This window comes from Bacillus sp. FSL W8-0629, assembly GCF_038593225.1.
Taxonomy (GTDB): domain Bacteria; phylum Bacillota; class Bacilli; order Bacillales; family Bacillaceae; genus Bacillus; species Bacillus altitudinis.
Window position 1 is genome coordinate 3,048,449 of record NZ_CP151975.1, and the last position, 25,795, is coordinate 3,074,243.

The following is a 25,795-nucleotide window of genomic DNA, read 5'->3' on the forward strand; positions in this document are numbered from 1 at the left end:
CAATAAACCCCCTGCTTTATGTACTGCTTGACGTCATCTCTTTCGTCAATTCTTTTCTAATTTCGGGAATATTATACTACAGTGCAGATAGGTTGTATATGTGATTCCGAATACGTCTTGTCTGTCCTTATAAAAGAAAAACAGCCTTTGACGTGGCTGTTTTCACTTCCGCTATTGGTTGATATGTTCACCATTAATGACAACTTTCTGAAATGAAGGAGATACTGCATGTTCCAATGAAAGAGGGTACGTGACATCGTCAATGACACAGTCTTTCATTTTAAAGTGTGTGACCGGGGAATGTGAGTATGCGGCGATCTTCACGCCATATCGTCCCCCGCTGCTTTTTAACCCTTCTACTTCAATATGACGGACTACAGGCCTATGCGGACCGGCATCCCCTTCCTCATACATCATGTCGATACAGACCACCTCATGCTTTAAGCTTTTCACTAGATTGTTTTTAAAATAGATGTGTTCAATGGTACCGCCCCTGACAGAGTTGGTCTTAATGCGCAATGCCCTGTCGAGGTTCGGACTGTCCATGACATTATCCTCTGCATATACATACTTGACGCCTCCAGAGATTTCACTCCCGATCGTTACTCCGCCATGACCATCACGCATCGTATTTCTACGAATGACGATGTTTTCAGATGGAACACCGATTCTCCGGCCGTCCTCATTTCTGCCCGATTTAATGGCAATACAATCATCGCCATTATCAAAATAACAATCCTCAATGAGCACATTTCGGCACGACTCTGGATTCACACCATCTGTATTTGGGCCATGACCGATGATATTCACCCCACGGACGATGACGTTTTCACTTAACACCGGATGGACTTGCCACATCGGTGAATCCTTTACTGTTACTCCTTCAATGAGAATGTTTTGGCAATTGTATGGCTGGATAAAGCTTGATCTTAAATAATGGCCTTCGCCAAACACTCTTTCTTCCACTGGTATTCTTTTTTCAGCCATTTCAAAAAGAAGCTGACGATCCCGATCTTGAGAGGGTTGACCATTTGTTCCATACTTCCAAGGCCACCAGTGGTGTTCATCCCCCCTCCCGTCCAGCGTGCCTGCTCCTGTAATCGCGATGTTTTCTGCATGATGGGCATAAATAAGTGGTGAATAATTATAAAGCTCAATTCCTTCATATCTTGTTAGAACAAGCGGGAGATAATCACGTGTATCTTGGCTGAAGGTCACATAGGCGTTTTCATGAAGATGAAGCTCTACATTGCTTTTCAATTCTAGAGCGCCTGTCAAAAATGTCCCTTCAGGAATCAGCACACGCCCTCCTTTCAAACGATGTGCATCATCGATGGCAGACTGAATAGCATTTGTCGAAAGCTCTATCCCTTTGTTATCTGCACCATAATGAATGACATTGAATTCACGATCTGGGAACTTTGGTGCTTTTATCTGCTTTAACACCTGATCTATGCCATTTGTTTCTTTGTCTTTTTTCCCTTGCTTTGCTAAACGTGCGAGTCCAATTCCTGTTAGTACTGTTCCTGCTGTCACATACATCAAATTCCGTTTTTTAGACATTTCCTCATCCCCCAGACGTCTTAAAGTGTAACACCTGTTTTAAAAATGGCCAGCTCTCTAAAATTGTTTTTTTCATGATTTAACAGCTTTCCACTCGCCACATCAATCACCGTGGCAATGAATTTCTCTAGCACCACATCTTCTGGTACATCTTCAAGCAATTCCCCCGCATTAAAGTCGATCCAATGTTTTTTTGTTTCATATAAAGCGGTATTGGTCGATACCTTCATCGTTGGAACAAATGTGCCAAACGGTGTGCCTCTGCCTGTTGTAAAGAGGACGAGCTGACAGCCAGACGCTGCGAGAGCAGATGAAGCAACCAAATCATTCCCGGGCGCACTTAATAAATTCAATCCTTTTCGTTTTAGCAGCTCCCCGTATGTTAAAACATCCTTTATAACGGAAGTACCCGCTTTTTGTGTGCAGCCGAGAGATTTATCTTCTAATGTCGAAATTCCTCCTGCTTTATTTCCCGGGGAAGGATTTTCATATACTGGCTGTCGATGATCCATAAAGTATTGTTTAAAATCATTGATCATCTGCACAATATTGTCGAATGTCGCTTTTGATTCCGCTCTCTCCATTAAGATCGTTTCAGCCCCGAACATTTCCGGTACTTCTGTTAAGACGGTGGTCCCTCCTTGAGCCACAATGAAATCGGACAGTCTACCTAAAAGTGGATTTGCGGTAATGCCTGAAAACCCATCTGATCCTCCGCATTTCAAGCCAATTTTCAGCTCAGATAACGGAATGTCTTCACGCTGATCTTCTTTCGCTGCGTCATAAATTTCCTTGAGCAAAGCGACACCCGTCTCAATCTCATCCCCTACTTCTTGGCTTCTTAAAAATTTCACCCTCGTCTGGTCATACTCCCCTAATGTAGCTTTAAAATCCTCAATATCATTGTTTTCACAGCCAAGCCCTAGAACGAGAACCCCTCCAGCATTTGGGTGTTTTACGGCATTTTGAAGTATTGTTTTTGTGTTTTCATGATCATCCCCAAGTTGTGAGCATCCATAATTGTGTTTTAATACTAACGCCGTTTCAAAAGGATGAATGCTTCCCCCCATTTCAGCGGTAAATATTTGAATGATTTGATCGGCAATGCCATTGACACACCCAACTGTTGGGACAATCCAAAGCTCATTTCGTATACCACTTGCGCCATTTTTTCTTTTATACCCTTTGAATGTCAGATTCGTTTTTTCATAGGGGTTTTCTGTTAAAGAAGGGCGGTATTCGTAATCGAGCTTACCTGATAGATTCGTTTTGATATTGTGCGTATGCACCCATTCTCCAGTCGAAATCGCAGTGGATGCATGACCGATGGGGTAGCCATATTTGATGATATTCTCTTTTTCTTTGATCTCAGCCAATGCAAATTTATGACCTTTAGCAACGGTTTCTTTTAAAATGATTGTATGACCTTGGTGCTGAAGCTCTTCGCCTTGCTCAAGCACTTTTAAAGCGATGCCAACATTATCTGAAGGATGAATCACAACAAAGTCTCTCATGCCTTCTCCCCCTGACTTTCATATTGAAGTATTTGGTGAACAGCAGCTCTCATGCCATTTTCATGTATGCAGGTGAGCTGCTCGGCTACTGCATCCTTCAGCCCTGCGATCCTCGTCAAATCCATCCCCCATAAAACTTCGTTTGAAAGAAGTTGATCGACCATTAATTCATAGGAATGGTCCACTTCCTCCCATGCTTCCTTCATGAATGTCATCACAGACTCATCATCCTTTATTTGATCTGCATGGACTTGATAAAAATAAATCAAACTGCTCAGTGAGAACATAAGCTTCGTAGGCAACTGTTTTTTTAGCTCTATATAATCTAGAAGAGACGGGAGAATACGTGCCCGAAATTTAGATACACCATTTAAGGCAATATCGAGTAATTGATGTTTGACAAAAGGGTTGCAGAATCGATCCCAAACGGATTGTGTATAAAGAAGCAGCTCTTCTTCAGGAAGTGGCAAACTTGGCAACACTTCCTCCTCAAGCATGCGGCGAATGAACACACCAACATGCTCATCATCCACCGCTTTTTTGACAGTGTCCAAGCCACACGAATATGCAATCGGCACCATCGCTGTATGTGCACCGTTTAAAATGCGAACCTTGCTCATACGATAGGGAGCGATATCTTCCACAAAAAGTACGTTTAACCCTGCTTCTTGAAAAGGAAGCTCTTTTTGAACAAACGAAGGTGCTTCAATGACAAACAGGTGATAATATTCTGCCGTGACAAGCAATTCATCGATATACCCCTCTTCTCTTTGAACAGTCTCCGCTGCTTTCCGAGAAAATCCTGGGACAATCCGATCAACTAACGTATTACAGAACGTGTTGGCTTCCTTGACCCAAGCCACAAAATCAGGCGGAAGATTCCACTCAGCTGCCATAGTGATCACATATTCTCTTAATCGATCACCGTTTTGTTCAATCAATTCACAAGGTAAAATGATCAAGCCCTTTTTCTCATCCCCAGAAAAAGCTTTAAAGCGGTGATACAAGAAGGCTGTCAGCTTTCCTGGAAAACTTGCTTGCGGCCGATCTTCTAATCGGTCCTCTTTTCTTAACACAAGTCCTGCCTCTGTTGTATTAGAAAAGACAAAGCGCACATCAGGACTTTCCGCTACATGTAAAAAGGCTTCATAATCTGTATATGTGCTGATTCCCCTGCTGATGGATTGAATGACGATCCGTTCGTTCATTTCTTTTTGGTCATGAAATCCTTGAATACATAAAGTGTACAAACCATCTTGTTCATTTAGAGCGGTCACTGATCCTTTTCGAGGAGGAACAACCACTGCTCTTCCTTTAAAATCTGTACAGTCGTTTAGCTTCTGAATCTGCCAATTCATAAATCCCCGCATAAAGTTCCCTTCGCCAATTTGTAGAATGGTTTCAGGATATTCAGCCACTGGGTACACATCTTTGGATAATCGTCTCAAACGCTTTTCCTCCCCGCATTTTTTGCACACGTGAACATTTTTATTTAAAAGATGCTGATTACTGCACCTTTTTTACTGAATCTCTAATCATCAGCTCTGTGTGGACATACACTTTTTCCAGATGATCGTCTTCTTGCTTTTCACCGTTGATGACTGAAAGGATGGCTTCTGCTCCAAGCGCACACATTTTTTCAATTGGCTTTTTGACTGTTGTGAGGGCAGGCGTTGTATAAGATGAAAATGAAATATCATCAAAACCGATAATAGAGAGATCATCAGGACACCTTTTACCTTTTGCAAACAATGCATTCATCGCACCAATCGCCATGTCATCGTTTGAGCAAAAAAGGGCAGTTGGTGGATCATCAAGAGTGAGTAAGGCTTCCATTGATTCATAGCCGCTCTTCATATGATAGTCGCCTGTGATCATGTATTCTTTCTTCATGGGTACATGATGGTCAATGAGTGCTTGCAGAAAACCAGCTTTTCTTTCCTGTGTGGATTTAAACCCTTCTTTCCCTTCAATAATGGCAATTTGTTTATGCCCTTGCTGAATGAAATAGTGTGCAGCTTGGTATGCCCCTTCACCATCATCTGCTAATATATTCATCACTTGATTACTTTCTACACGGCGATTCAGTACAATAATGGGAATGCCCTGCTTTTTCACATGATGGATAAACGCTTCATCATGCTCGCTTTGGCTCATGAGCAAAATACCATCATACCGCTGTTTATGAATGGTTGTGTAATCGTGAAAATCGTCAATTCCTCTTACAACCAAATGATAGTTTTCTGTTATCACACTGTTGACGCCTTTTAACGCATCAACAAAAAAACTTGAGGATGTGCCTTCTGTTAAACTCGTAAAAAACAGACCAATTGTAAATGATTTTTGCGAGACAAGGCCTCTGGCATGGACATTCGGTGAGTAATTCAGCTGTTTTGCAATCGACAAGATGTTTTGTTTTGTTTTCTCTTTAATAAAAGGACTATTATTCAAAGCCCTTGATACTGTGGTATGAGAAACGTTTGCCAATTTTGCTATATCTTTGATTGTGACTGTCATGCTATTCCGCCTTTTATGATTTTTTATCATCTTATCATAAAAACGCTTTCATAATCTTGCTTTTTATTCATATCATCTTGCTTTTATGCGGAAGCTCATTTGCCCGTTCAAATTGAAAATACTGCTTTGCATTTTCATAGCTGATTCCTTTTACCATTCCCCCTAGCAAATTGAAATCATTAGGCGCTTCACCTTTTTCCACCCAATCTCCAATGATGTCACATAACAGTCTACGGAAATATTCATGTCTTGTGTAAGACAGGAAGCTTCGTGAATCTGTCAGCATCCCAATAAATCGGCTGATCAGTCCGATACTGGAAAGTGCCATCATCTGCTCTGTCATTCCTTGCTTTGTATCATTAAACCACCAAGCTGTTCCATGCTGCATTTTCCCAGGGGTCTTTCCATCTTGAAAACTTCCAGCTATCGTTGAAATCACCACATTGTCCCTTGGATTCAAGGAATAGAGGATGGTTTTTGGCAATGCATGTGCTTGTTCTAACCGATCTAATACGCGGCAAAGAGGTTTTGCAATGTCTTCATCATTCATTGCATCATATCCGGTATCTGGTCCAAGTCGCTTAAACATTTTCGAGTTGTTGTTTCTGAGCGCATTGATATGAAGCTGCATCGCCCATCCCCGCTGAGCATATGCCTGACCGAGTTCAATGAATGTGTGCGTTTTAAATTGAACCTTCTCCTTTTCCGTCAATGGATGTCCAGACATTCTTTTATGAAAAATGATCGTAGCTTCTTCTTCCGTCGTGTCTTCGTACGTCATTTCGTTGATGGCATGATCTGAAATCAAACAGCCCTGTTCATGAAAGAAATCGATTCGCATATGAAGTGCTTTTATGAAGTCTTGATAGGATTCGATCTTGATAGATGAAACCTCCGCCAGCTGCTGAACATACTCGATAAACAAGTCATTTGTGATATCTAATGCCTTATCTGGCCGAAACCCTGGCAGTACTTGCACAGAAAAGCCTTCTTCCCGCAGTTGTTGGTGATAAATCAGCGAATCAACCGGATCGTCTGTCGTCACAACCGTTTCAACATTTGATTTCACAATGAAATCTCTCGCACCAAATCCGTCTCCTTGCAACTTTTCATTTACTTTTTTCCAGATGATGTCTGCGCTTTCTTCATTCAACAGTTCTTCGACATCAAAATATCGTCTTAGCTCTAGATGGGTCCAGTGATAGAGAGGATTTCCAATCGTCATCGGAACGGTTTTCGCCCATGCTAAAAATTTCTCATAATCTGAGGCATCTCCTGTGATATGTGTTTCAGGTATCCCATTTGCTCTCATGGCGCGCCATTTGTAATGATCTCCGTAAAGCCATGCTTCGGTTATATTTTGGAACGTTTTATTTTCATAGATTTCTTTTGGACTTAAATGACAATGGTAATCAATAATCGGAAGGTTCTTTGCAAACTCATGGTATAGCTTTTCCGCCGTTTGACTGTTTAATAAAAACTGCTCATCTAAAAAGGCTTTCATCAAACTCCCCCATCTCTTATAATGATAAAAATGATTTTGTTCACGTTAACAATTTTATTGTAATCGTTTACAAAATCGATTTCAATCCTAAAACAAGAAAAAACGATCTCCTTTAGAAAAGAAAATCGTTTTTTGGCTATTTTACAGATGGTGTTTTCTTTAGGATAATCGCAATAGTTGTTCCTTGACCTAATTCACTTTCTACTTGAATATCGCCATCGTGTAGCAAGACAAGCTCTTTTGCAATCGCCAGTCCTAATCCTGTTCCATTTGTTGGATCATTCGTATTTGTCCCTCTATAGTAACGATTAAATAAATGATCCACCGTTTCTTGCGCCATTCCGCGTCCGTTATCTTTCATTTCGATCCGAACTTCATCATTTGTTTCAGATAGAACAGCTTGAATAAGAGTACCTTTCTGGTTATGCTTCACTGCGTTTGCCAGCAGGTTCTCAATGACTCGTCTAAACCAGGCTTTATCGATCTCAAACATGACACCCTCTGTTTGATCTTCAAAGGATGACATATAATCTTCAGAAAGCGTGCTTCTTGAAAACTCGTCCATAATGGAGGCTAAAAATTCCCCAAGCTCAACAGGTTTTCGATTAATAGGCAATGCACCATTTTTCAATCGATACGTGAGGTTTAAATCCTCAATCAAGGTCGACATGTATTCTGATTTCTCACGAATGACTTGTCCCATTTCCATGACTTCTTCTTTGGACCATTGGTATTGATCTGATTCTAGCATTAATCCATAGCCGTAAATCGTGCTAAGAGGCGTTTTTAGATCATGAGACAGCCCTGCGATCCATTCTTCCCTTGTGGTTTGAATTTTTCTTCGGTTTGCTTCATTCTCTTTTAACGTATTGGTGAGCTGATCCATTGTTTTGAGGATATCCTCAAACAGCCGGTACTCCCGCTTAATACGACCCTTTTTATTTTTACTTACTGGAATACCTTTTCTATTTGTTGGCTCCTGCAATTTATTTCTTGATAAGAAAATCAGCCAGCGGATAATGTGATAGATCGGTAGCCCATAGCGATACGAGTACCATAATGTCATAACGATAATAATCGTGAGCGCAAGACCTGCAATCAAAAGCGTTGTATATTGGTTTAAAGCCTCTGTCTCTTTATCATAAAGCTCGTCTGGGCTGTATACTTTGTTTGGCACCGAAACAATCATATACAGATCTTTATTCACTCTGATATAAGACAGGTCACTTCTAAACTCCCAAGGCTTTGATTGATACTTGAGCAGTTCAACATCCGTTACGTTATTTTTCAAATTATTTTTGGCTCGGATACCTTTTAAGTATTTTCCTTCTTCATTAAACAGATGCACCGATCCATTCATTCTTTTCAAAAATTCTTTTGTTTCAACTGAATATTGAGACAATGCAGCCAAGTTTTTTTCATGCTGCTTGAGATAATTGGCTACCTTTGTGCTGTTCGTTTTAAATCCATATAAGACGATAAAGCTTTCTTGATCAATCTCAATTGGCCAGAAGTACATCTTGTAATCTTTAAATTGTCTTTTTTCAAAGATCTTGATCATTTCATCCTTTTGATAGGATGTTGGAATGTTTTTAGGGAGTTGATAGCTATAGACGTTGCGTTTTTTGGAATCAATCACTTGTAGCCAGCCATCACGTTTTTCCACTGCTTGTTTGAGCTGATCATCGGCTTCCATTTTTCCATCCTCGTTAAAATAAAGCCAGCTCATGAGTGTATCTCCATCTGCCTTCGTTAAACCAGTTTCAGTCATATTCTCATAGCGCTTTTGAAAATAAAGATTTTCAGAGAATGTTTGCCCGATCGTTAGAATGACGATGACAATAAACATTTGTCCGACAAAGTGAAAGAAAAGTTTTGTTCGTAAATTCATAAACTATTGAAGAACCTTCACAGGTTGCGGAATGAACTTATAGCCCATACCACGGATCGTCACAATATATTCAGGCTGGCTTGGATCTAACTCTATTTTTTCTCTCAGCTTTCGGATATGAACCATGACGGTGTTGTTGTCACCATATGACGGAACACCCCATACTTTCTCATAGATTTGATCTTTTGAAAGTACCACATTCGGATGGTCACAAAAATACTTCAGCAAGGACAAAAGCTGAGCTGAGCAAGCCGTCACCTTTCCCCTTACTTTCAACTCGGCTGCATGAGGATGGTACGAGAAATGAGCATATTCATATTGACTGTGCGCTTCTTCCTGCTCCTCCTGTAAGGAGATATAAGTTCGGTTTAAGTGCGCCTTAATTCTAGCTACTAGCTCTAACGGATTAAATGGCTTTGTGATGTAATCGTCTGCACCTTGTGCAAATCCAGTCAATTTGTCTACATCAGACGTTCTTGCTGTTAAATAGAAAATCGGTGCCTTCGTCATTTTCCTGATGTCAGGTAGAACATCAAAGCCAGACTTACCGGGCATCATCACATCTAGAAGTAAGAGGTGGATGTCCTCGTTTTTGACAATATCTAATGCTTCATCTGCATGATAGGCTTTATAAATATGTTGAAACCCTTCTTTTTTTAATACGCGTTCAACCATTTTTACAATTGCTTCTTCGTCATCTGCAATCAATATTTTTGCTGTTTCCACGCATCTCTTTCCTTTCTAGCTATGATCTCTAACCGTATATTACCATTGTCCAAAGTAAAAAAGTACCTCTTTTCTGCATAAAAGCGAAAAAAGATCAACTGGAGAAAATGGCATAACAAGGTAATATCAAAAAATGCAAAAAAAACCCGGTCATACATACCGAGTTTTTTGTCCATCTATTATCCGTTCACAGCTTCAAGCTTTCTTTCATGATTCATTAAGTCATATGTTAAACAGATCGGCTTATTCGTTCTCGGATCAAGAACAATTTCTGCATCGATGTGGAACACCTGACTGAGCACCTCTTTTGTCATGACCTCATGAGGCGTACCATCTTTAATGACTTTCCCTTGATTGAGGGCAATCATGTAATGTGAAAAGCGTGCAGCATGATTCAGGTCATGAATCACCATCAGCACCGTTCTGCCCTGCTCTCTGTTTAAGCGTTCTAATAGCTGAAGGATCTCCAGCTGATGAGCAAGATCTAAATACGTCGTTGGTTCGTCTAATAAAAGCAGCTCTGTTTCCTGAGCGAGTGCCATCGCAATCCATACCCGCTGACGCTGTCCACCGGAGAGTGCTTCAATTGGCCGGTCATGAAATGCAATCATTCCCGTCTCCTCAAGTGCCCATCTGATGATTCGTTTGTCCTCATTTGATAAACGGCCAAATCCATTTTGATGCGGGAAACGTCCGTATGACACAAGCTCATAAACGGTCAGACCACTTGGTGCTTCAGGCGTCTGCGGTAAGATGGCCATTTGTTTTGAAATTTCTTTTGTTGGTGTTTGATGGATAGCCTGGCCATTTAAATAAACAGCACCTTGATGGGATTTCATAATACGAGACATTGTTTTTAAAATCGTTGACTTCCCGCACCCATTCGGCCCAATTAATGTCGTCACCTTGCCTTTTGGGATGCTGATATTTAAATCGTCTACAATCAAACGGTCATGATAGCCAATACAAAGCTTTTCTGTTTCAAGTGATTTCATCTGTTGTACTCTCCTTCCTCATTAGTTCGTTTTCATCAATAAGTAAATGAAGTAAGGTGCGCCTAAGGCAGAAACGACAAGTCCAACGGGCACCTCTGATGGAGCAAGTATGACACGCCCAAGTGTATCTGCAAGTAATAACAGCAGTGCACCAATCATAGCGGACGCCGGTATCATTCCTTGATGTTTCGGTCCAACTAGCTTTCTTGCGAGGTGTGGTGCCGCTAACCCTAGAAACGATATACTCCCTGCAACAGCGACACTCGCACCGGCTAATGCAACTGCAATCAGCATGAGAAAACTTCTTTCTTTATGAACTGAAATCCCTAAGCCATAAGATATCTGATCACCCAAATTCATGATATTTAAGTAGCGTGCCCTCACCATCGCTAATACAAGAAAAATCAGCATCCACGGCACGACTGATAAGACATATGTCCAGCTTGAGCCCCAAATACTTCCTGACAGCCACACAATGGCTTGGTTAAAATCATTTGGGCTCATCTTTAATTGAATGACCACAATTGCTGCCGAAAATGCAGCATTGATCCCAATACCAGTTAAAATCAATCGAACAGGCGTAATGCCCTTTTTCCACGCTAGCACATAGATGAGGAATGCAGCAAAGGCGGCACCTACGAAAGCGAAAAGCGGCAGTACAAATATCGTAAAATCACCTAAGTTCGACATCGAACCCTGAAAGGCAAAGATAAACAAAACAACCGCAAAACCTGCACCCGCATTTACACCTAGAATGCCGGGATCAGCTAAACCATTTTGAGAAACACCTTGCCAAATGGCTCCTGATACAGCGATAGAAGCGCCAACAAGTAAAGCGATGACCATCCTCGGAAGTCTGAACTCGAATAATACAAGCTCATCCATTTCACTTCCGAGTCCAAAAAATGTTTTGAATGTATCCATCGGAGAAATCCGTATCTCTCCGGTATTTAAACTTATTAGGAACACAGCCACGATCGCTAAAAAGATCATGACCATCGTTCGTTTGTATTTCTTTTTCTTTGCCTGCTGCACCATTTCCATTTAAATTCCGCTCCTTTCACGTCTCGCTAAATATAAGAAGAAAGGAACGCCTATAATGGCTGTAATGGCACCCACTGGCGTTTCAAACGGCGCATTGACAAGCCTTGCCGCAATGTCTGCATAAATGAGCAAAATAGCCCCTAAAATAGCTGAGCAAGGGATAATCCAGCGATAGTCAACGCCGACCAAGAAACGCGTAACATGAGGAATCACAAGCCCGATAAAGCCAATAGAACCTGCAACTGACACGGCTGCACCTGTTAAAAGGATCACGACCAATATGCCAAGTACCTTGACTGTTCGTGTATATTGTCCAAGCCCTTTTGCTAATTCATCACCTAAGCTTAAAACCGTGATGGAGCGGGCAAGAATCATTGCGATGATCAGTCCTACAGCCGCAACTGGAATGATGATCTTAATATTGCTCCAATTTACACCAGCCACACCGCCTGCGTACCAAAAACTCATATCTTGCGCGACGTCAAATCGAATGGCAATCGCTGAGGAAATTGAGCTTAAAAGTGCGCCAACAGCCGTACCGGCTAATGCGAGCTTCACAGGAGTAAGTCCCCCTTTTGAAAGGGTTCCAACCCCAAATACAATAGAGGCACCAAGTGCTGCACCCAAAAATGACCAAAGAATTAATGTAAAAGAAGATTGGCCTGGGAAAAAAGCAAACGCAATGGCAATCGCAAATGCAGAGCCATTTGTCACACCCATGATTTCAGGAGACGCAAGCGCATTTCTTGTCATGCCTTGCATGATGGCACCCGATACTGCTAAAAAGGCACCGACAAGTGCGGCACCAACTGTACGCGGCAGCCTTAGTTCCCTAATGATTTGATGTGAGGTTTGTTGTGAGTCAAAATGAAAGACGGCTTCCCATACCGTGTGTAAATGAATGTTTGCCGCTCCTAGCGATACTGATAAAAAAAGACCAAATGCTAAAGCAATGATTCCTATGATGACAACAGCTGCTGTACCAAAAGGCTTTGTCACAATATCTATCGCATCATCTTTAGCTGACAGCTGTTTATTCGATTGTGAGCCCAAAACCAGTCTCTTCCTTTCCGTTCATATCTATTCGTTATTAGTGATAATGATTATCAATCTCGGAGTCTAGTATATCACTTTCTTCACGTTTTGAAATCCTTGTTCTGATAAATTTCTTTATTTTCATCAAAAAACCGGGAGAATTTCACCATTTTCATTTTGGTCATAAAATAGCCGATGCATTTTTTCTTCTATCATGTTAAGATATAATCGCGAATGAGAATCATTATCATAAACAATTGAATAGGAGCGAACTTTTGTGAAAAAACGAACTGGACTTCTTTTGATTTCCTTCATGACCCTTATGATTTTTACTGCTGCTTGCGGCAGCACTTCCAATAAAGAATCGGGAGCCAAAAAAAATGACACGATCACCTATCAAGATGTAAAGGGTGAAGTGAAACTGCCTCAAAACCCAAAACGTATTGTGCTTCTGGCGGAAAGCTATTACGGGGATCTCGTCACACTCGGCAAAACCCCAATTGCTGCCACTGCGCCCATCTTTAAAAACCCTTTCTATAAAGGAAAAACAGATGGAGTGAAAAATATTGGAAAATCTCCCTCTGTTGAGAAAGTAGCCTCTTTGAAGCCGGATATGATCATTGCTTGGGGAGAAGATGAGAAATTTGATCAATACAAAAAAATTGCACCTACAGTTGCCATTCAATACAATCAATATTCGTTTAAAGACCAGCTAAAAGAATTCGGTAAAATGACAGGCACATCAAAAAAAGCAACGGATTGGATCACAAAATGGGATGCCAAAATTGCTGAAGTGAAACCAAAAGTAACAAAAGCTGTAGGAAACAAAACCGTTTCGATCGTATCACCATTCGATAAGGGCATTTACATTTTCGGTAACACTTTTGCACGCGGTGGTGAAATCATTTATGACGAGCTGAAATTAAAAGCTCCGAAGGCCGTCCAAAAAGAAGCCATCGACAGTGGTGTCGGTTATGCAAACATTTCTCTTGAAAAGCTTCCAGAATTTGCAGGTGATTATATTTTCACAAGCCCATGGAGTGGTTCAAAAAGTAATGGCGATCAAGTGTATAAAAGCAGCATCTGGGCATCACTTCCTGCTGTCCAAAACAAACGTGTATTTGAAACAGATACAGTCGGTTACTTCTTTAATGACCCTGTGTCACTAGAAGGTCAGCTCGAATTTATTGTGGATCGATTAACATCTGCCTCATAAAAAAATACGTTTCTCCAATGCTGGAGAAACGTATTTTTTAAACTGTACCTTTGGCAAATTTTTTGGACATGAATGGGTAGAGTAAAATGCCAACTAAGAACAATCCAATACCAAGACCAAATGTTTTTAAATCAGCTGTGCCTGAAATAATGACCCAAGCGGAATACCCCATGGCCACAAGCGCAATGATCCCGTCTCTTGTCCGGTTTCCTTTTTGGAGCTCATATGTGTCACCTTGCATGATGACCTTAAAGCTGTAGATCGACGACACGATATACGGAATGAGATACGCAAGTGTCGCTGATGTTGTTAAGAAAGTAAAGGCTTCATTAATCGTACGTGACATGACTGAGAAAATAAACAGCTGTGACATGATATTTGTGACAGTCAAAGCAAAAACAGGACTCCCTTTTTTGTTTGTTTTTGCAAACACTGCTGGGAAATCGCCAGCTTTTGCTGCTTGATAAGGGACTTCAGAACCAAGCAAAATCCAGCCAAGCATCGAACCAAATAAACAAATGATCGCAAGAAGTGCCATGACAATGCCGCCAGCCGGTCCGATAATGAGCTGAAGCACGTCTACGAATGGTTTATCAGAACCTTGCAATTGATCATGCGGCAGAACGCCCATTGTAATCAAGGTAATAATCATATAAATAGACAGTGCAATTAAAAGTCCTGTAATCGTCGCACGTTTGACATCACGCTGCGAGGAAGCTCTTCCTGATAAAATGACAGCAGATTCGATGCCGATAAATGCCCATAGTGTGGAAATGGCCGCATGATGAATTTGGCCTCCAAGTCCGAGCACTCCTTCACCACTTGTTGCTTCAACAGGGAAGTAATAATGTTCAAATAATGCGGTTTGGAATGCAAATAAGCCTGCGACAATAAAAAGGACGAATCCAAGCACCTTTGAAAAGGTCGTAATAAAGTTCAACTTACTTGCTGCGCTTAAGCTTGTAATTAAAATCGTATGAGTCCCCCATAGAAGGATTGTACATATGATAAACGTTGTGAGCTGACCAAGTGTGATCGCTTCTTTTCCAAAAGTAAAGATCTCCGTTTTCACGGTTAAAATTGGGAAAAAGGTTGTTAAATAACCAGCTAGGCTTGTGATAATGGCGACATTACTAATCCAGCTTGCCACCCAATATCCCCAAACCATTGTAAAACCGGCTGCTTTTCCTTTTTTCGGATCTTTAAAAAGCGCTCTTGCATAGCTTTGTGGTCCAGCTGTTAGCTGCGGTTTATGAATGGACAAATGTCCAAACACAAAGGCAATCATCAGTACGCCGCCACCTGTGACAAGCCATGCCATCGTCACACCTAAAGGACTTGCATGCTGGGCAAGTGTACTAGGCAGCATAAAGATGCCTGAACCTACCATATTTCCGACGACAAAAGCCGTCAATAACCAAAAACCCCATTTTTTTGTCTGTTCCATTTTCGTACCTCCGTTATATTCACTTTGGACCAGACCCGGCAGTATCTTCATTGATATATTTGTGAAGCAATGACTTGCATTCTTTATGTTCATGTTGGGTCACTTTCTTACCAGCATACCCTTTTCTTAGGCAATCAGAACATAAAAAAAAGCCTGAACAAAAGTCCATGCTTTTCAAAACATACACCTTGATCTCCGGATAGCCCTCCACGCTTCAAAGACGTGGCAGTCCTGCATTTGTTCAATGCAGACCCAGCATAAAGAAAGTTGGAGCTCTCTCTACACTTCGGCGCTGATGCCTTTTTTCTCATGATCAACGATTCCATCTCTCCCATGAGTGACTCATCATCCGCGCAACCTCTACCTCACTGAGACATAGCGTGAGGATTTCTATTCATTTTTACTACACGAAGGTTATCAAACATTCTCATATCTGTCAAAGGGAAAAACATAGAAAAAAGGCAGAGAAATGATTCTCCGCCTTTTTGTCAGCTTATTGATGGTTGTTTTTCTTCTTTTGGACAGCTTCTTGAAGCGGATCGCCTGCTAGTTCTTTACTTGCTTCTTCTAACAGCTGATCAACCTGCTGATGGTCTTTCTCGCTTTTCGCCTTTTTATCCTTTTGGAAAAATGACATCGCTATTTCCCCCCTTTTCATAAAATGCCTTTGCCTGTTTAATTTGTGCTACAGCGCTCAGCATTATACAAAGAGGAGCGGTTCATTCATCGTGAAAGGTCTGTCTCATTTTTTGCAAATACGTTAGAAAGGTCTTTAAGTCTTCCTCTGTGAAGTCTGACATCATATGCTGAATCACCTTTCCAAAAAGACGTGTATGTTTTTCGTAAATAGCCAGCCCTTTTTCCGTGGCTTCTAGCCGGACAAGGGAATGATCGTCCTTGTCCCGTTCTCTCTGAATGTAGCCTTGCTCACATAATTTATTGAGGGCTATGGAAGCGGCACCTGGGTTGAGAGAGAGTCTTTGTTTGAGCTCTTCAGCATGTGATACTTTTCCTTGTATCAATATAGAAAGAGCATATATCTGTGGAGGCGTGATGTCTTTTTCTAACTCAAGTAACTTGCGGTTTAATTTACGGCTGACTTCATAATGTACAAGAACAATTTCTTTTAAAATGTCTGCATTACTCATCCGAATCGCATCCTTATCGTTAGTGTCAACATGACTTCCTTCTTATTATAGAATGTTTTTCCAAACAGCCAACTATTTTATCCCATTTTCTTTAGAAATAAGCCTTGCTGAATGGATTCACCCTTGATATAGTGAGTACTTGAACAAAAAACAGAACAGGAGTACGCATCATGACAGGAAAAACACATATTATGGGCGGAATTGCCGCCTCCACAGCCGTCGCCTATTATTACGGATTCGAACCAGTGACGATGGCTGCTGCTGGATCAGTAGGTGCCCTCATCCCAGATCTATGTCATACGAAAAGCAAAATCGGCAGGAAATTCCCGCTCCTTTCCACACTGATCAGTAGTGTGTTCGGTCACCGCACCTTTACACATAGTTTATTATTTCTGCTGATCATTTATTTTATTGCGACAACATACATTCCAAATGACAGCCTCAGTACCGGGTTACTAGTTGGGATGGCAAGCCACCTCATCCTTGATGCAGGCACAGTGAACGGTATTAAATTTTTGTTCCCTGCATCCATGAAAGTACGTCTCCCCTTTTATGTCAAAACAGGCAGCACAGGAGAACAAGTCGTACTAGCTGCTCTGACCATTGTCACCTGCTATTACATGGCTGTCATTTGCGGAATATCCATCCCATTGCCGTTTTAGAAAAAGAAAAAAGAGTTTTGCAAAAAAGCAGGATATGAATTGATCATTCCTCATTTTTTTAGTAGTTTTAAGATAAGTGTTTTTGCCTTGCAGCTGAATACAGAATGGTGAGGAGTTACATAAATGAAAGCGTTTTTCAAAAATCACTGGTTTTTAGTGTACTCCATCCTCTTTATGTGGATGAAAACATACATCATTTATCAATTCGGATTTCATATACGAACGGCCAATCTGTTTCACGAATGGCTGCTTTTGATCAATCCACTTAGCTTTTTGCTCCCTTTGTTTGGGATTGCTCTTTTCTTAAATGAAACGAAACAAAAGGTCTTTTTATTGACCACAAATTTTATTTTGACAGCCATTTTGATATCGAATACGATCTTTTACGGTTTTTATATTGATTTCATTACCATTCCTGTCTTATTTCAAGCAAAGAACATGGGAGATATGGGCAGCAGTATGACTGAATTGTTTCATCCGCTATTTATACTCATGCTGATTGATTTTGTGGTGCTGGCATGGCTTTTAAAACGGAAACCGTTATCACCTAAAGCGTCTTTTAAGACAATCAAAACATACTATGTGGTTTGCTGCAGCTTGCTATTGTTCCATGTCAGCTCAGCTTTGATGGACCACCCTCGATTTTTGACAAGCTCATATGATCGAGAAGTCATTGTACGAAACCTTGGGCTGTTTCAATTCCATTTGTATGACGGTGCCGCTCAAACAGCACGAATTGGACAAAAAGCCTTTGCTGACGAAGATACACTTTCAACAGTGGCAAACTACACAAAAGCTGATTACAGTGCACCGAATGAAGACTACTTTGGACTTGCTAAAGGCAAAAATGTCGTGTTCATTTCACTTGAATCAACGCAGCAATTTGTCATGAATCAAAAGGTGAATGGACAATACATCACACCATTTTTAAATGAACTTGCCAAAAAAAGCTTCTATTTTGATGAATTTTATCAGCAGACAGAACAAGGCAAAACGTCGGACTCAGAGTTTATCGTCGCAAACTCCCTCTATCCATCTAGCAGTGGCGCTGTCTTTTTCACAGCGAGTGACAACGAATATGACACACTGTACAAGCAATTGAAAAAAGAGAATTATCAATCCGTCCAATTTCATGCGAATAATAAAACGTTCTGGAATCGTGATGTGATGTATGAATCTCTTGGGATTGACCGCTTTTATGATGTCGATTCATTTGATGTCAATGAACAGAATTCGACTGGCTGGGGCTTAAAGGATATCGACTTTTTTGATCAATCCATCGATTATTTAAAAAAGCTGAAGACGCCTTATTACAGCACATTTATTACCTTAACCAATCACTTCCCATTTGAAATTGATCCAAAGGATCAGTTCATTGATGAATACGATTCAACTAGCACCATTTTAAACCGCTATGTGACCACCGTCCGCTATCAAGATGAAGCCATCAAAAGGTTCTTTGAACGAATGAAAGAAGAAGGACTATATGAAAATACAATGTTTGTCCTGATGGGAGACCACTATGGCATTTCAGAAGCACATCATGAGGCAATGGCAGAGCTGCTGAAGCAGGATGAAATCACACCGTTTGATGCGGTTAAACTGCAGAGGGTCCCTTTTTTGATTTACATTCCTGGGGTGACAGACGAGGCCCCTCAAACCATTTCTGAAACAGCCGGTCAAATGGATGTCAAACCGACACTTCTTCATTTACTCGGCATTGAATCAAAAGATTCTATTCAATTTGGGAATGATCTTTTCTCCAATGAACGGACACCGTTCGCTGTGCTGAGAAATGGAAACTTTATTACGGATGATTATCTTTATACAAAGAACACGTGCTATGATCAAAAAACAAAACAACCTGTTGAAGAAGATGAAGTATGCCAGCCTTATATAGAAAAAGCCAATAAAGAGCTGTCTCTATCAGATAAAGTGATCAACGGGAACTTACTACGTTTTTATCAGCATTAAAAGCTGCCCTCTGGCGGCTTTTTCTTTTCTCTTTTCCTGAAAGCCTATGAATGGTCAAATAAGTTTGATTATAATAAAGGATACACATGATGTTGAATGATAAAGAGGTGTGATCATGAAATATTTATTCTTAACCTACGTCACCATCTGTTTGCTCCTGACTGGGTGTCAAACGGAGTCGACGTCATCAGATCAAAGCAAAAAAACAGAACTTGTAATTTCAGCGGCGGCAAGCCTGCAGGATGCTTTGAAAGAGATTGAATCTGCCTATGAAGATGATCATCCAAACGTGACACTCACGAATAATTTCGGGTCATCCGGCGCATTGAAACAGCAAATCGCTCAAGGAGCAAAAGCGGATCTCTTCTTCTCAGCAGCTGAAGAGCCTTTTGATGACCTTGTTCAATCTGGCGACATCGATCAGGATCATACAAAGGATGTCATACAAAATGAGCTAGTCCTCATCGTGCCAAAAGAAGGTTCCTCTTCTATCAAAACCTTTCGCGATGTTGAGCACATAAAAGGAAAGATAGCGCTTGGCTCACCTGAATCTGTTCCTGCTGGTACATATGCAAAAGAGATTTTCACAAAACTGAATATATGGGACCAAGTGAAACAGAACGCTGTCTATGGCAAGGATGTTCGTCAAGTATTAAACTATGTCGAAACAGGAAATGTGGAAGCTGGTGTCGTGTATAAGACGGACGCGCTCGTTTCTCGCAAAGTAAAGATAGTAGATGAGGCAAATCAAGACATGCATTCCCCCATCATTTATCCTGTTGGCATTGTTAAACAGACCGATCACATGAAAGAGGCGAAAGCATTTTTTCAATATCTCCAATCAGATCCAGCCGCAGCGATTTTTAAAAAGTACGGCTTTCAAGTGAAATAATGCCGATGCTGACCGAAGATTTTCTTTCACCTATCTGGCTGTCCGTACAAGTGGCTGCTTTCAGCGGGTTATTGGCTGTCGTTTTAGGAACGTCCATTGGTTTTTGGATGGCGCGTACATCTTTCAAAGGAAAAATGATCGTGGAAACGCTCCTCATGATGCCGCTTGTCCTTCCGCCAACGGTCGTAGGATTTCTGCTGCTCGTTGCGTTCGGGAAGAACAGCGTGATTGGACAAGCGATTGAATGGATCTTCCATCAGCCTGTCATCTTCACTTATTGGGCAGCGGTCATTGCATCGACAGTTGTCGCATTCCCGCTCATGTATCAATCAGCGAAAGCTGGATTTTCTACGATTGAGTCAGACATTGAAGGTGCTGCAAAAGTTGATGGTGCGCATTCTTTTCAGGTCTTTGCCTATATTACCGTCCCACTCGCACTGCCATCTCTTCTCTCTGGTGCGGTTTTAAGTTTCGCAAGGGCGTTAGGAGAATTTGGAGCGACTTTAATGTTCGCTGGCAACATTCCTGGGAAAACGCAAACCCTCCCAACAGCCATCTATGTGGCGATTGATTCTGGACGAATGGAACTTGCGTGGGCTTGGACGATTTGTATTGTGATCCTGTCTTTCCTCATGCTGTTGGCTGTGCGCCGAAGCAGGAATTAAAAAATCCCCTTCTCAAAAAGAGAAAGGGATTCAGATTGTTGACAAAGGGCTCAAATGAACTTAATTTGAGCCCTTTGTCTTCTTTTCAGCGTGATAGAAAACCTTTGCTGTACTAGTGCGTAGCGAATTTGACATTCGTGAGCACCAGCACGCCCTGACAAAATATGCGAGGGTTTGTCTACACGCTAAGGGGATAATTTTATTTATTCAAACCCAACCGTCATCGTTTCTGGATTAGACCCGACACGTTCGTTATTATTAAGTGCATTGATTTTTTCCATGTCTTCTTGTGAAAGCTCGAAGTCAAAAATGTCGGCATTTTGTTTAATGCGTTCTTCATTGATTGATTTTGGAATGGTGACAACGCCGCTTTGCAGATCCCAACGCAAGATCACTTGAGCCACAGATTTGTTGTATTGTGCTGCAATTTCCTTTAATACGTCATGATCCAAAAGCTTTCCTTGCATCAGCGGAGACCATGCTTCAATTTGAATGCCTTTTTCTTTCGCATATTGTCGTAATTCTACAAGTGTCAGTTTTGGATGAAACTCCACTTGGTTCACCGCTGGAACAACCTCCGCATCTTTTAACAGCTCTTCTAAATGCTGCACGTAGAAGTTGCTGACACCAATCGCTCTTACTTTTCCATCTTTATAAAGCTTCTCAAGCGCACGCCATGTCTCTTTAAATGTATCTGCATTTGGTCCAGGCCAATGAATCAAATAGAGGTCTAAGTAATCAAGACCGAGCCGGTTTAAGCTTGCGTCGCATGCAGCGAGTGCTTTGTCATATCCTTGATCTGTGTTCCATACTTTTGACGTAATGAACAATTCTTCTCTTTTTACGCCAGATTCTTTAATGGCTTTCCCTACGCCTGTCTCGTTTTTATAAACGGCAGCCGTATCAATGCTGCGATAACCGTTTCGTATGGCTGCTTTGACGGCATCAACCACTTGGTTGCCGTCCTCCACTTTGAATACACCTAAACCAAACCATGGCATTTCTACTCCGTTATTTAGTGTTACGGTATCATTCAAGCTTTTGACCATGTTAACAACCACCTTTTCATAGATTCCATCTTTTTCATTATCTCATGTTGCGTTTGAAAACTCTATTATCAGGCGTTTCTCTTCGCTTCAATCGCTAGCAGCAAAGCACCTGTCATACCTGCCTTGTCCTCAAGTCCAGGAGAGACAATGTATGTATCAAGCGGCGGCATGTCGACATAATCATTGACATACGCAGCCAGCTTCTCTCGAATGAGCGGAAATAGCTGTTTTTGCTTCATGACGCCTCCACCCATGATGATGCGTTCTGGGCTTAATATCAGCGTGTATTGCATTAATGCCTGTGCTAAATAATCTGCTTCAAGAGACCAAACTTCATCTTCTTCGGTAAGCTCTTTAGCCGGCTTTCCCCACCTTGCCTCAATAGATGGTCCTGCCGCCAGTCCTTCTAAGCAAGTACCATGCGCCGGGCAGACACCTGCAAACTGATCTGATTCATGCTGCCTGACCAGGATGTGTCCCATTTCTGGATGTGAGTGACCGTGGAGAAGCTCATTTTTCACAACAGCCCCGGCACCAATCCCCGTACCGACCGTGATATACAGACAGCTGCTTAGCCCTTTTGCGGCCCCTTTTGTCAGTTCACCTAATGCTGCGGCGTTGACATCTGTCGTAAAGGACACTGGTACACCTAATTGTTTCTCCAGCTCAGGTATCAACGGGTAATGCTTCCATTCCACTTTCGGCGTATTCATGATGTAACCGTAAGAAGGATCGTCTTTCTGGACACAAATCGGTCCAAAGGAACCGACCCCTAATGCTGCAATTTCATGTTGCTGAAAAAATGGAATAAGTGATTGGATGGTTTTTTCCGGGTGCTCTGTTGGAATGGTTAATTCCTCTATGATATCCCCATGCTCATTGCCAATGGCACAGCAGAACTTTGTCCCCCCAGCTTCAATCGCTCCGTAATATGTCATCCTGCCTCTCCCCCTGCTCGTCTCTTTTTTTCATCATAAAACAAAGGGGAGAAGATGACAACATCATGTATTGGTCAGTAAGACTGCTTCCATGTCATTGATATATTCCCTTAAATGATGGGCAATATCACGATTGATTTCGCCATTTTCATATAAAGTTTGGATTTCATTACGAATCGTCTGTACGGCTTGGAAGTTAAGCTCTTTCTTCTTCCGGTCAAACGTACGATCCTTTTGCTGGAAGAAAGAAGGACCATGTTCACAGCGGAAAATCACTTGATTGTAAAACCCAATGACTTGATGACACGTTTGTTGATTGTCTTCAGTCATATGGTGCTTAATAGAATTCACCGCAGCTTCAGCCGTTTTCTTGCGGATTTGTTTATACGATTCCTCGTTTTCTAATATGCCGCTCGAAATACGCTGATGTGGACGCCACAATTGAAGCCATTGTAGTAAGCGCAGAAACTTCACTTTTGAGAAACGAATTTTAAAGGAGTTGGAATAGAGCATTTCCAGCTCATGAAATCTCTCTTGCAGCTCATATGCTTCTTCTTTGTCGATTTTCTCTTCCTCAATCAACTGCTGAAGTTTCATCTGTTCTGCTTTAATACCATGCAGTCTGATTTTTCTCTCTTGTTTTCTCATACCAAACTGGTACGGTTCCCGCTGAATATTTCGTAGCTTCATTCGGAAATCATTGATGAGTGCAAGGGATACTTCTCGATTGTCCTCATTCATTCCTTCTTTTAACGTTTTAATGGCACTTCTCAGCAGCTTCCGTTTTGCGTGCTGAATCTTTGTATCTAAGTCCACATCCACTTGCTTATCTTTTTTCTCCGATAAAATAGGCAGTAGCACACTCGCTAAAATGAGTGTACATAAAATGACGCCTGCTGCGAGGAAAATAATTAAATGACGCTCAGGGAATGGTGAGCCGTCTGCAAGCGTAAACGGGATGGAGAAAGCACCCGCTAATGTAACAGCACCACGAACACCAGAGAATGTCATCAGCATGGAAGCACGCAGTTTCGGTTTTTTCGTGTTCTTCTTTTTCGATACACTCCAGTTTCCTGCCCAGAACAGCCAAACCCATAGGAATCTGAGAATCATTAGACAGAATGTAATGATTAAAATGTAACTGATGACTTGCATATTATTAAAGGCTTCATCTTGGAAAATGACGGTTGATACATCAGGAATTTGTAATCCAAGTAAAACGAAAACAAGGCCATTTAAAATAAATAAAATAATATTCCACGTGTTTGAAGAAGCAATTTGCAGTTTTGCTAAATTCGCTTCCATTCGGTCTTGCTCGATGGCATGTGTCACACCACCGGCAACAACGGCTAAAATGCCAGATACGCCAATTTCTTCCGCTGCTAAATAAATCACAAACGGCGTGAGGATTTGCAGGATGATGTGCATTGTGACATCGTCCATGCCTAAACGGCGGAGAAAATAGCGGAAACGAATGATAAAAAACGACAGAATAAATCCGGTCAATAATCCGCCAGCAGCAATCAGAACAAAGCTAAAGGATGCCTCTGCAATGGAAAATGCCCCTGTAACCGTTGCTGCAATAGCAAATTTAAAAGCAACAAGTCCTGACGCATCGTTCATCAGCCCTTCGCCTTCCAGCAGTCTCATGATCCCCTTCGGCATATTCACACGGCTGGAAAGTGCACTTACAGCCACTACATCTGTCGGTGATAAAATCGCTGCAAGCGCAAATGCAGCTGGAAGTGGTATGCTTGGAATCATCCAATGGATGGTATATCCTGCGACAATGACTGTCGCAAATACGAGCCCTAAAGCTAATAGAAGAATGGGCGCTCTTAATTTCCACAGCTCGTCCCTTGGGGTACGCTTCCCATCATTAAATAACAGCGGTGCAATGAATAAAACGAAGAATAGCTCAGGATTTAAAGAAATATGTAAACCTGAAGGAAAAGCTGCGACCAATATCCCTAAACCCACTTGGATTAATGGTACTGGAATAAAGGGCAGAAAACGATTGATAATATTAGATGATGCAATGAGTGCTAGTAGTACGAGCACTGCCAAAAAAATCTCCACTAGTACATGTCCCTCCCATTTCATTTTTTCCGTCATGTTTTGCTTACATGCAAAGATGTGTTCATTTCTTTCTGATCCATCCGTTCGGTCATGAGCGTTTCTTTAGTATCCCGCAAAAAGCGAAACCAACACATAACAATCCATCTAGGCAAAAAAAGACTGAATCTACATATTCAGTCAAATGACAACATTTTCATCTCATGTATTGTTCCAATGATGAATAAAGAACCTACTTTTATTTTACACGAAAACAGCTTGACCTGCTGACATCAAGCTCGAATAACACATAAAAAAAAAGAGCGACATCGCCCTTTTCTTTACCCTTTATTTAAAAAATAAGACCTAGCGGGAAGCCGCCATTTGAATAAGTAGGAACAAACCCTGCATATGACGAGGATGACAAACAGCAGATATAAAGCAAGCTCTCCTTGCGCTAAGCCGAGTCCGACGAGTAAGCCGCCAAGGGCTGCCCATACTGCGTAAATCTCTGCTTTTAGCACAAGTGGCTTTCTTCCTGCTAATAAATCACGCACAATGCCGCCGCCGCTTCCAGTCAAAATGGCTGCCACAATGACCGCACTGAGCGGGAGCTCTCTTTGTACAGCAAATAATGCACCTTGAATCGCAAACGCTGCTAAACCGATCGCATCCGAGAAATTCCCCCATGTGCTCCAGTGCTTGAGCAAAAGCTTTGGAAATAGAAACACGATCGTAATGGATACAAGGGCAATGGTAAACATTTTGCCCTGTGACCATAAAGCAGACACCGGAAGACCAATTAATAGATTCCGAATCGCTCCACCGCCAAATGCTGTGACAATCCCTAAAATGTACACACCAAGAATATCGTACTCTTCTTCCATTGCGACAATCGCACCACTAATGGCGAATGCCACAATGCCAATAATACTTAACACTTCCCATGCCATTTTCCGC

The 25,795-nt window shown here is 41.6% G+C and carries 22 protein-coding genes and 1 riboswitch; of the genes, 5 read left to right on the plus strand and 17 right to left on the minus strand.

Going from position 1 to position 25,795, the window contains the following annotated elements; all coding sequences use genetic code 11:
• Window positions 1-171 precede the first annotated feature (171 nt).
• The 10 genes from NSQ17_RS15920 to NSQ17_RS15965 all read right to left on the minus strand — a co-directional run bounded on the left by NSQ17_RS15920 (window position 172) and on the right by NSQ17_RS15965 (window position 12,807).
• Window positions 172-1,563: a glycoside hydrolase family 28 protein gene (locus NSQ17_RS15920; RefSeq protein WP_342467593.1), complete on the minus strand. Its 1,392-nt coding sequence runs from the start codon at window positions 1,561-1,563 to the stop codon at window positions 172-174.
• Between the two features lie 20 nt (window positions 1,564-1,583).
• A complete protein-coding gene (locus tag NSQ17_RS15925; RefSeq protein ID WP_008347107.1) occupies window positions 1,584-3,077 on the minus strand; it encodes an altronate dehydratase family protein in 1,494 nt (497 codons plus the stop codon).
• Window positions 3,074-4,525 (minus strand): tagaturonate reductase, encoded by a 1,452-nt coding sequence (locus NSQ17_RS15930; RefSeq protein ID WP_342467594.1) that lies wholly within the window; start codon window positions 4,523-4,525, stop codon window positions 3,074-3,076. Before NSQ17_RS15930 ends, NSQ17_RS15925 begins: the two co-directional genes overlap by 4 nt.
• Window positions 4,526-4,583: 58 nt before the next feature.
• Entirely contained in the window at window positions 4,584-5,594 is a 1,011-nt protein-coding gene (locus tag NSQ17_RS15935) for a LacI family DNA-binding transcriptional regulator (protein WP_017359253.1), read from the minus strand.
• Between the two features lie 67 nt (window positions 5,595-5,661).
• On the minus strand, window positions 5,662-7,098 hold the full coding sequence (gene uxaC / locus NSQ17_RS15940) for a glucuronate isomerase (protein ID WP_342467595.1): 1,437 nt from the start codon (window positions 7,096-7,098) through the stop codon (window positions 5,662-5,664).
• A 136-nt stretch (window positions 7,099-7,234) separates the two neighbouring features.
• A complete protein-coding gene (locus NSQ17_RS15945) occupies window positions 7,235-8,989 on the minus strand; it encodes a HAMP domain-containing sensor histidine kinase (protein ID WP_024719802.1) in 1,755 nt (584 codons plus the stop codon).
• A 3-nt stretch (window positions 8,990-8,992) separates the two neighbouring features.
• Window positions 8,993-9,715 carry a response regulator transcription factor gene (locus NSQ17_RS15950; RefSeq protein ID WP_017359250.1) on the minus strand — a complete coding sequence of 241 codons (723 nt, stop codon included), beginning with the start codon at window positions 9,713-9,715 and terminating at the stop codon, window positions 8,993-8,995.
• Between the two features lie 179 nt (window positions 9,716-9,894).
• A complete protein-coding gene (locus NSQ17_RS15955) occupies window positions 9,895-10,710 on the minus strand; it encodes an ABC transporter ATP-binding protein (RefSeq protein ID WP_017368048.1) in 816 nt (271 codons plus the stop codon).
• A 21-nt stretch (window positions 10,711-10,731) separates the two neighbouring features.
• Window positions 10,732-11,754, minus strand: a complete 1,023-nt coding sequence (locus NSQ17_RS15960) for an iron ABC transporter permease (RefSeq protein ID WP_206115737.1) — start codon at window positions 11,752-11,754, stop codon at window positions 10,732-10,734.
• Entirely contained in the window at window positions 11,755-12,807 is a 1,053-nt protein-coding gene (locus tag NSQ17_RS15965) for an iron ABC transporter permease (protein WP_008347113.1), read from the minus strand.
• A 259-nt stretch (window positions 12,808-13,066) separates the two neighbouring features.
• Between NSQ17_RS15965 and NSQ17_RS15970 the strand changes: the two genes are divergently transcribed.
• Window positions 13,067-14,005: an iron-hydroxamate ABC transporter substrate-binding protein gene (locus NSQ17_RS15970; RefSeq protein WP_047945408.1), complete on the plus strand. Its 939-nt coding sequence runs from the start codon at window positions 13,067-13,069 to the stop codon at window positions 14,003-14,005.
• Between the two features lie 37 nt (window positions 14,006-14,042).
• On the opposite strand, the gene NSQ17_RS15975 is transcribed toward NSQ17_RS15970, so the two are convergent.
• The 3 genes from NSQ17_RS15975 to NSQ17_RS15985 form a co-directional block, all read right to left on the minus strand.
• Window positions 14,043-15,452 (minus strand): amino acid permease, encoded by a 1,410-nt coding sequence (locus NSQ17_RS15975; RefSeq protein WP_342467596.1) that lies wholly within the window; start codon window positions 15,450-15,452, stop codon window positions 14,043-14,045.
• Between the two features lie 192 nt (window positions 15,453-15,644).
• Window positions 15,645-15,823: riboswitch (Lysine riboswitch) on the minus strand.
• A gap of 122 nt (window positions 15,824-15,945) precedes the next feature.
• A complete protein-coding gene (sspJ, locus tag NSQ17_RS15980; protein ID WP_008347117.1) occupies window positions 15,946-16,089 on the minus strand; it encodes a small acid-soluble spore protein SspJ in 144 nt (47 codons plus the stop codon).
• 82 nt (window positions 16,090-16,171) lie between these two features.
• The gene (locus NSQ17_RS15985) at window positions 16,172-16,600 is read right to left on the minus strand and encodes a MarR family transcriptional regulator (RefSeq protein WP_007500254.1); all 429 of its coding nucleotides are present in this window, start codon (window positions 16,598-16,600) and stop codon (window positions 16,172-16,174) included.
• A gap of 170 nt (window positions 16,601-16,770) precedes the next feature.
• Between NSQ17_RS15985 and NSQ17_RS15990 the strand changes: the two genes are divergently transcribed.
• From NSQ17_RS15990 to modB, 4 genes are all read left to right on the plus strand, one after another.
• A complete protein-coding gene (locus tag NSQ17_RS15990) occupies window positions 16,771-17,262 on the plus strand; it encodes a metal-dependent hydrolase (RefSeq protein ID WP_039168236.1) in 492 nt (163 codons plus the stop codon).
• 123 nt (window positions 17,263-17,385) lie between these two features.
• Window positions 17,386-19,236 (plus strand): LTA synthase family protein, encoded by a 1,851-nt coding sequence (locus NSQ17_RS15995; protein ID WP_058336922.1) that lies wholly within the window; start codon window positions 17,386-17,388, stop codon window positions 19,234-19,236.
• 115 nt (window positions 19,237-19,351) lie between these two features.
• Window positions 19,352-20,128 (plus strand): molybdate ABC transporter substrate-binding protein, encoded by a 777-nt coding sequence (modA, locus tag NSQ17_RS16000; protein ID WP_135009686.1) that lies wholly within the window; start codon window positions 19,352-19,354, stop codon window positions 20,126-20,128.
• Window positions 20,128-20,793 carry a molybdate ABC transporter permease subunit gene (modB, locus tag NSQ17_RS16005; RefSeq protein ID WP_041507764.1) on the plus strand — a complete coding sequence of 222 codons (666 nt, stop codon included), beginning with the start codon at window positions 20,128-20,130 and terminating at the stop codon, window positions 20,791-20,793. The genes modA and modB overlap by 1 nt, the downstream gene beginning before the upstream one ends.
• A 203-nt stretch (window positions 20,794-20,996) precedes the next feature.
• Here the strand turns inward: modB and NSQ17_RS16010 are convergent, their stop codons facing one another.
• The 4 genes from NSQ17_RS16010 to NSQ17_RS16025 all read right to left on the minus strand — a co-directional run bounded on the left by NSQ17_RS16010 (window position 20,997) and on the right by NSQ17_RS16025 (window position 25,788).
• Complete coding sequence (locus tag NSQ17_RS16010) at window positions 20,997-21,842, minus strand: aldo/keto reductase (RefSeq protein ID WP_024719811.1); 846 nt, start codon at window positions 21,840-21,842, stop codon at window positions 20,997-20,999.
• 68 nt (window positions 21,843-21,910) lie between these two features.
• Entirely contained in the window at window positions 21,911-22,780 is an 870-nt protein-coding gene (locus tag NSQ17_RS16015) for an ROK family protein (RefSeq protein WP_045034590.1), read from the minus strand.
• Window positions 22,781-22,843: 63 nt separating this feature from the next.
• Window positions 22,844-24,859 carry a Na+/H+ antiporter gene (locus tag NSQ17_RS16020; RefSeq protein WP_058336924.1) on the minus strand — a complete coding sequence of 672 codons (2,016 nt, stop codon included), beginning with the start codon at window positions 24,857-24,859 and terminating at the stop codon, window positions 22,844-22,846.
• A gap of 317 nt (window positions 24,860-25,176) precedes the next feature.
• Window positions 25,177-25,788, minus strand: coding sequence for a trimeric intracellular cation channel family protein (locus NSQ17_RS16025; protein ID WP_007500242.1), 612 nt, complete (start codon window positions 25,786-25,788; stop codon window positions 25,177-25,179).
• Between the last annotated feature and the right edge of the window lie 7 nt (window positions 25,789-25,795).

What these genes read in the sequence shown, in the direction of transcription:
- NSQ17_RS15920 (WP_342467593.1), bottom strand. Translation starts at nt 1,563, where the DNA reads ATGTCTAAAAAACGGAATTTGATGTATGTGACAGCAGGAACAGTACTA.
- NSQ17_RS15925 (WP_008347107.1), bottom strand. Translation starts at nt 3,077, where the DNA reads ATGAGAGACTTTGTTGTGATTCATCCTTCAGATAATGTTGGCATCGCT.
- NSQ17_RS15935 (WP_017359253.1), bottom strand. Translation starts at nt 5,594, where the DNA reads ATGACAGTCACAATCAAAGATATAGCAAAATTGGCAAACGTTTCTCAT.
- uxaC (WP_342467595.1), bottom strand. Translation starts at nt 7,098, where the DNA reads ATGAAAGCCTTTTTAGATGAGCAGTTTTTATTAAACAGTCAAACGGCG.
- NSQ17_RS15945 (WP_024719802.1), bottom strand. Translation starts at nt 8,989, where the DNA reads ATGAATTTACGAACAAAACTTTTCTTTCACTTTGTCGGACAAATGTTT.
- NSQ17_RS15955 (WP_017368048.1), bottom strand. Translation starts at nt 10,710, where the DNA reads ATGAAATCACTTGAAACAGAAAAGCTTTGTATTGGCTATCATGACCGT.
- NSQ17_RS15960 (WP_206115737.1), bottom strand. Translation starts at nt 11,754, where the DNA reads ATGGAAATGGTGCAGCAGGCAAAGAAAAAGAAATACAAACGAACGATG.
- NSQ17_RS15975 (WP_342467596.1), bottom strand. Translation starts at nt 15,452, where the DNA reads ATGGAACAGACAAAAAAATGGGGTTTTTGGTTATTGACGGCTTTTGTC.
- sspJ (WP_008347117.1), bottom strand. Translation starts at nt 16,089, where the DNA reads ATGTCATTTTTCCAAAAGGATAAAAAGGCGAAAAGCGAGAAAGACCAT.
- NSQ17_RS15985 (WP_007500254.1), bottom strand. Translation starts at nt 16,600, where the DNA reads ATGAGTAATGCAGACATTTTAAAAGAAATTGTTCTTGTACATTATGAA.
- NSQ17_RS15990 (WP_039168236.1), top strand. Translation starts at nt 16,771, where the DNA reads ATGACAGGAAAAACACATATTATGGGCGGAATTGCCGCCTCCACAGCC.
- NSQ17_RS15995 (WP_058336922.1), top strand. Translation starts at nt 17,386, where the DNA reads ATGAAAGCGTTTTTCAAAAATCACTGGTTTTTAGTGTACTCCATCCTC.
- modA (WP_135009686.1), top strand. Translation starts at nt 19,352, where the DNA reads ATGAAATATTTATTCTTAACCTACGTCACCATCTGTTTGCTCCTGACT.
- modB (WP_041507764.1), top strand. Translation starts at nt 20,128, where the DNA reads ATGCCGATGCTGACCGAAGATTTTCTTTCACCTATCTGGCTGTCCGTA.
- NSQ17_RS16010 (WP_024719811.1), bottom strand. Translation starts at nt 21,842, where the DNA reads ATGGTCAAAAGCTTGAATGATACCGTAACACTAAATAACGGAGTAGAA.
- NSQ17_RS16015 (WP_045034590.1), bottom strand. Translation starts at nt 22,780, where the DNA reads ATGACATATTACGGAGCGATTGAAGCTGGGGGGACAAAGTTCTGCTGT.
- NSQ17_RS16025 (WP_007500242.1), bottom strand. Translation starts at nt 25,788, where the DNA reads ATGGCATGGGAAGTGTTAAGTATTATTGGCATTGTGGCATTCGCCATT.